This window comes from Bernardetia sp. (genome assembly GCF_020630935.1).
GTDB lineage: Bacteria > Bacteroidota > Bacteroidia > Cytophagales > Bernardetiaceae > Bernardetia.
Map to the genome: position 1 here is coordinate 1 of NZ_JAHDIG010000124.1, position 5,646 is coordinate 5,646.

The following is a 5,646-nucleotide window of genomic DNA, read 5'->3' on the forward strand; positions in this document are numbered from 1 at the left end:
AAATCATTGAGTAGTGGCACAAGCCAAAAAGCTGTTTCTTTAGAAGCAAAAGCCTCTTTTTCTAAGAAATCCAATACTCTATTTTTAGCAATCCTACCTTTATTAACTTGCATCAGCACACAACGGAAATAAAACTCCATTTCTTTGAGGCGTTTTAAGTTTCCAGTAGCAAAGCGTTCTAAATAATTGGTAGCAAAAAGCTGCATCGAATTGCTTGGGTGCTGACTTAGCATAGTGAGATATTTCTCTCCATCTTCGTTCTTGAAAAACTTCGTAATGAGTTCCTTTCCAAAGGCTTCCACATCTGGACGAACCGAATCGGCAATCGAAACCAAACTATCTACATCCCAATCACTTTCTGTGAAGTTTTCTCTGAAAAATGCCATTGCTTTTTCTCTGACATCGTCCCATTTTGCATCCAAAATGCGTAGCGATTCCTCACGTTCATAGCGAATACGAGCCAAAGTGTTTTGATAATATTCTAACGTCCAATGACGAATTTCTAAAAGTTCGTGATTTGCAAGTGCCACGAGCTGTCGCATTGAAATTTCCTCTTTTTCTTTGTTAGTAACAATATGATTTTTAAGAATATGAAAACCTACAAACTGCCCTTCTCTATAATTTCCATGCAAGAGATTAAGCGTAGTTTTGAGCGTAATTTGAGCTAGATATTTATCAAAATGATTGATGAGTAGCTTTGCAATTTCTTTATGGACACTCGGCTGTACTAAACTAGAAACATTACTTTGCCTTTCAGAATTATTTACATTTTGCAATTTAGATAATTCTTCTATCTTGATTTCTTCTGGGTCTTTCTTGCGAAGCGAGACAACCAATTTGGTTACAATAGACTCAGCAAACTCTTTTCCTTCTTTTGAATTTTGGTTTACGTTGTCTTGCACTAATTTTATGACAATTTCCCTTGCTGAACTCCTTAGATTTTGATGAGGAGAAACCAGCATATTTCCTAAAAGCTCATGAGCTTCTAGCAGGAAACTAGCAGGATAATTTGAGAAGATTTCCATTCCATTGGCTCGTATTTTCTCTGAATTGCTTTCAAAAAACCCATTCAAAATAGAAAAAGGAATGTCTGTTGCTTTGATGAGCTTCGATTTAATGAGTAAAATATCGCTTGCAAATACTTGATTTTGAAGTATTTTGTCTTCCAAAAGTTCTAAGACGATATTCCACCCTACATTTTCCAAAACAGTTTTTGCATTGGTTTTCAAGACATTTTGAGCATCTTTTAAAATCTCGGTAGAATAATATTGGTCTTCACTATTATTCGTACCCAACATTTCAGAGATTGCCTTTCCAACAACAATTTTCCATTTATCACTAGATAAAGTAATTTTTTGTAAAAATTCATTTACCCAACTACGAATATCTGCATATTGATTAAAAATAAGCTCAGATACAAAAAGTGTAAAGTTTACATCTTCTGTAAATGAAGAAGCATTTTTTTCAATAATTTCTTGAGCAAGTTTTCGTCCTTCTTCTACTTTTGAATTAAGTAAAAGTAAAGTCAGTTCTTTATCAAAATTTTGCTCTAGCTTTTCCTTACAAATCTCTACACCAAAAAATGCAGGGATTTGAGATTCAGAAGCTAAAAGTTTTTTGAGCAGTTTTACATCAAACTTGGCTACCAACTCTTCATATTGGTCGTGTCGCTTAAGATTTTTGTAGGCAAATTCGTGAATCATATCCAGTTTTGCCTCTGCTAAAAGTTGAATATAAGCCTCTGGCAAAGCATCCCATTTTTCAGGAAAAAACTCTGTTCGCTTGAAACGCTCTTTTTGCTCTTGTTGTGTTCTTTTATTAAAAACATTGATGCGTTTGAGAGTAGAAAGTTTTTCTTTTTGAGCTGGTGGCTGTGCATACCAGTTATTTGAAACAACCGTAACTTTTTCTTTCTTTCTCCATTTTTTATCTACAAGTTCTAGTTCTTTATTCTGTCCATTCAAAATTAAATTTAAGAGTAAAGAAGAGGAATTTTCTGGGTAGATAACAAAATTATGTGTGTACTTTCGTGTACTTCTATCCCAAGCACTATAGCCTATGCGACTTACAAAATGCGTTTGATAATCCTGTTTCTGATAAGAAAGTAAAATAGAGGTTGCCAGTTTTACATAATTGTGATTTTCATCGTTGATGGCAATATCTTTCAATCTTCGTAAGTCTCTACGCTGAAAATAGGCTCTTGTCTGCTCTGAATACCCAATTTTAGAATTTTTGTTCTTAACTTCCTTTGTAATATCTCTAATTTGTTGATTGATTTCTGGAATATATCGCCTAACCCTATATTGATAATACCAATTATTTGTATTTGAATCTTCTGTAATTTTCGTGCTTCTATACATTGCCGAATTTTTCTCAAAACGGTAAGAGAGCAAACCCAAAATACGAACATCCTCACGCAATTCTGCCAGTTTGTAAATCGAACGAATGTATTTAAAAAATGGAGGACGTAAAGGCAGCTCTGAAAGCGTTTCTAAAACTGTTTTCTGCAAAAATGGATAGCTATGAACAAGTAAATAAAGCGTTTCCAAAAACTGAAAATCTTTTTGTTTTTCTGCAATTCGCTGCTGAATTTCTTTTTTGACTTCTCTTATACTCTGATTTCTGACAAATTCTTGAATTGTTGGAGGAAGCGAATCAAACAACTTTTTAGCTGTTTCTTCTTTTTTATTTCCAATAGTTAATAAACCTTCTATTGCTATTTTTTGAATATGGCTTTCTATATTTTTGTCATTCTCATAATGTTTGAAAAACGAAACTGCTTTTTCTTCTTCACATCGTACTAAAGCCCACAAAATAGAATAAATATCAATCGTTTCAAGATTATCATCTTTTTCTAAAAGCTCTATTAAGAGTGGAGTAGCCGATTTGAGCTTGACTTCTCCAACTTGCCAAGCTACTCTACCTGTTTTCCATTCTGTTTTGAAAATACTTTTGACATTTCCATCTGAACTTTTAGCCTTCTGCACATCTTCCCTCAAACGCTGCAAAATAGCTTCTTCTTTCGAAGAAATAGAAGATGGAAACTCTTTTTCTTTAGGCTCATTTGTATCAGCTTGTTTTTGATAGCCTTTTTTAGTTTTTTCAGTTTCTAAGGCTGTAAAAACAGCTTGTGCTTTCGGACGACTGACTGGAGCTGGTGTTTTTGTACCTTCTTTTAAGTTTGCACCACGTTTTCCATATCTGAAATTCACTACATAAAGATTTCCTCCCACTTCGCAGAGGTCAATTTCATAGACTTTATCCGAATTTCCTTCTTTAAAATATAATTTACTTTGTTCTATTAGTTTCATAATTACTTTTTGTAGCACAGACTTTTAATCTGTGAAGTTAGAATAATATATTTTTCGTACAGACTAGAAGTCTGATGTACAGATGTTAAAAAATATCCCACCAGTCGGATTCTGTATTCGGATTTTCAGATTCTTGTTTTGGTTCTTCTATTTTACTTTCCTCTACTTTTGTAGTTTTTTGTTGAGTAAGCGTTTGAGTTTGAATGATGGACTGCTCAACATAATTTTCAGCAGTAGGAATAGATTTTACTTGTTCGATAAACTTATTTCCTTTTTCTTCATCTACCATCTTTATAAAAGAGGCAAAGCCTAAAGCAGCTTGTTTTGGGTCTTGGGCAGTTCCCCATTTTTTATCTTTGTGATTTTCATCAGTTTTCCAACCTGTTTTTGATGTTTGGTGCAAGAAAGCTCTAAATTTTCGGACGGTTTTTCTATCAATTCCCAGTTTTTGCTCTGAATTTTGATTGACAACAATTCCAGTAACTTTCTGTTGTCTTCCTTTTCGCATAATATGCGTTTTATCTGTATGAATTTCAAAACCTTCACTTTCTACTACCTTCTTTACAAAATAAAGAAGAGACCCAATAATTTTATCAGTTTCTTTATTTAAGTCTAAATTGGAAGAAAATGTCAAATCATCAGCATAGCGAGTGTAGGTAAAACCCATTTTTTTGGCTAAACCTTCTAAACGCTTGTCCATTTTGTAGGCAATCAGCGTTGTAATGGCTGGACTTGCAGGCGAACCTTGTGGTAGAAAACGATGTGTTTTGCCTGTTTTTTTATCTACTTTTTGAGCATAATAAACTTCTCCATCAACATTGAGCTTGTCTGTTTCATTGAAAGTCGTCAGAAGAGCAAAAATGGTTGAAAGTTGCTCAGAATATCCAAATTTTTGAAAAAGTCCTTTTACTCTTTTATAGGAAATAGAAGGAAAAAAATCTTTTAAATCTAGGCTGATAACAATATTTTTATTCTGATGTGGCTTTGCATTAGTAAGGATAGAACGTTCCTTTACAAAACCGTGTACGTTTTGACTTATTTCAACTTTATCTAAAATATTTGTCTTAATCCAGTTTTGAGCAGACTTTAATTTTGGTTTGGGTGCAGAAATAAGACGCTTCCCACCAGACTTTTTAGAAACAAAATAAGAATGATATTGGCTGACTTTCGAAACGCTACGTTGGAAAGCTAAAAAACGAAGTTCTGAAATAGATTTATTAATTTTTTCTGAAAAATCTACCAAATTTTCAAAATAAGGAAGGTTTAGACTTTCTATTTTTTCTTTATCTGAAACTATATTATTTAAGCCTTGAGAAACTTCATTTCCTAAATAGACAATGCTTTTCTTTTGAGTTTCTGCCCACTTTTCAGCCTTCAACCTGCGCTTTTCTTCGTTTCTAGCCTTAGTTTCTTTTTGTTTTTCTTTAGAGGCTTTCATACGAGCTAATCGCATCTGCTTTAGCATGGCTTCTCGGCTATCGTATTGCCTTTGTTTTTGGGTAAGTTCGTTGAGTTCTTTTCGAAGTTGAGTCTGTCTGTCTAAAAGCTCTTCAGCAAGAGTAGGTTTTTCAGAGTTTCCCCAAAAACCAAGACGTTTCATTTCTTTTAGAATAAAATCTTCTTTTGAGGTAGCCCGAATACGGTCGTAGAGTTGTTGGCGTGTGATTGACATAAAACAAATAGATTAATTTGGCAATTTATTGTTCAATTCCTAATAAAATATGGACATAAGAAATTGAAGTTGCTTGAATTAAAATTATTCAGCAAAAAATAAGGTAATAAAAGTAAACTATCATTTAGAATAATTTTACAATCTAAATAAAATTTTCAATACTTTCTACCAATAAATAATTATTTTCTATTTGTTTGTTTGTTGTTACTTGGCTCTACACCAAGATTTTGTTTGATAAGTATTTGAAACACTTTCGTATTTTCTGTGGACTATATCTATCAACTCCAGACTAACACTACCTATACGCTATTTAAGTGCAACGCACTCTAACCGTAAATGGCGTATAGGTAGTAGTTAGTCATCATAAAGATAGTATGTAGTGATGTTTGCTGTGTATAAATTCTTGAATGACGAAACATCATTCGTTCCAATAAAATTGGAAAGCAAGGTATATAATTTATAACAACTATCAGATTGTACTTTTGTGAATACGGACTTTTCCGTTTCTATGTTTCAAATGTAAGAATAAATTTCTAACCTACCAAGCATTTGCTAAATAAATTACAGAAATTTTATTTTTTTTGTTCTTACACTAAAGTGTAAGCTATGAACTTGTTTAAGAATGGTTTTCTAGCGCAAGATTCCATCCTTATCTTGTCCCAT

Annotated in this window: 2 protein-coding genes; both read right to left on the reverse strand. The window is 33.0% G+C overall.

Annotated features, from left to right (window positions below):
- Window positions 1-3,311, reverse strand: a 3,311-nt coding sequence (locus tag QZ659_RS19900) for a WGR domain-containing protein (protein ID WP_291728748.1), incomplete at its 3' end; no start/stop codon positions are given.
- An 85-nt stretch (window positions 3,312-3,396) separates the two neighbouring features.
- Window positions 3,397-4,983 carry a reverse transcriptase family protein gene (locus tag QZ659_RS19905; RefSeq protein ID WP_291728750.1) on the reverse strand — a complete coding sequence of 529 codons (1,587 nt, stop codon included), beginning with the start codon at window positions 4,981-4,983 and terminating at the stop codon, window positions 3,397-3,399.
- Window positions 4,984-5,646: the final 663 nt, after the last annotated feature.

What these genes read in the sequence shown, in the direction of transcription:
- QZ659_RS19905 (WP_291728750.1), bottom strand. Translation starts at nt 4,983, where the DNA reads ATGTCAATCACACGCCAACAACTCTACGACCGTATTCGGGCTACCTCA.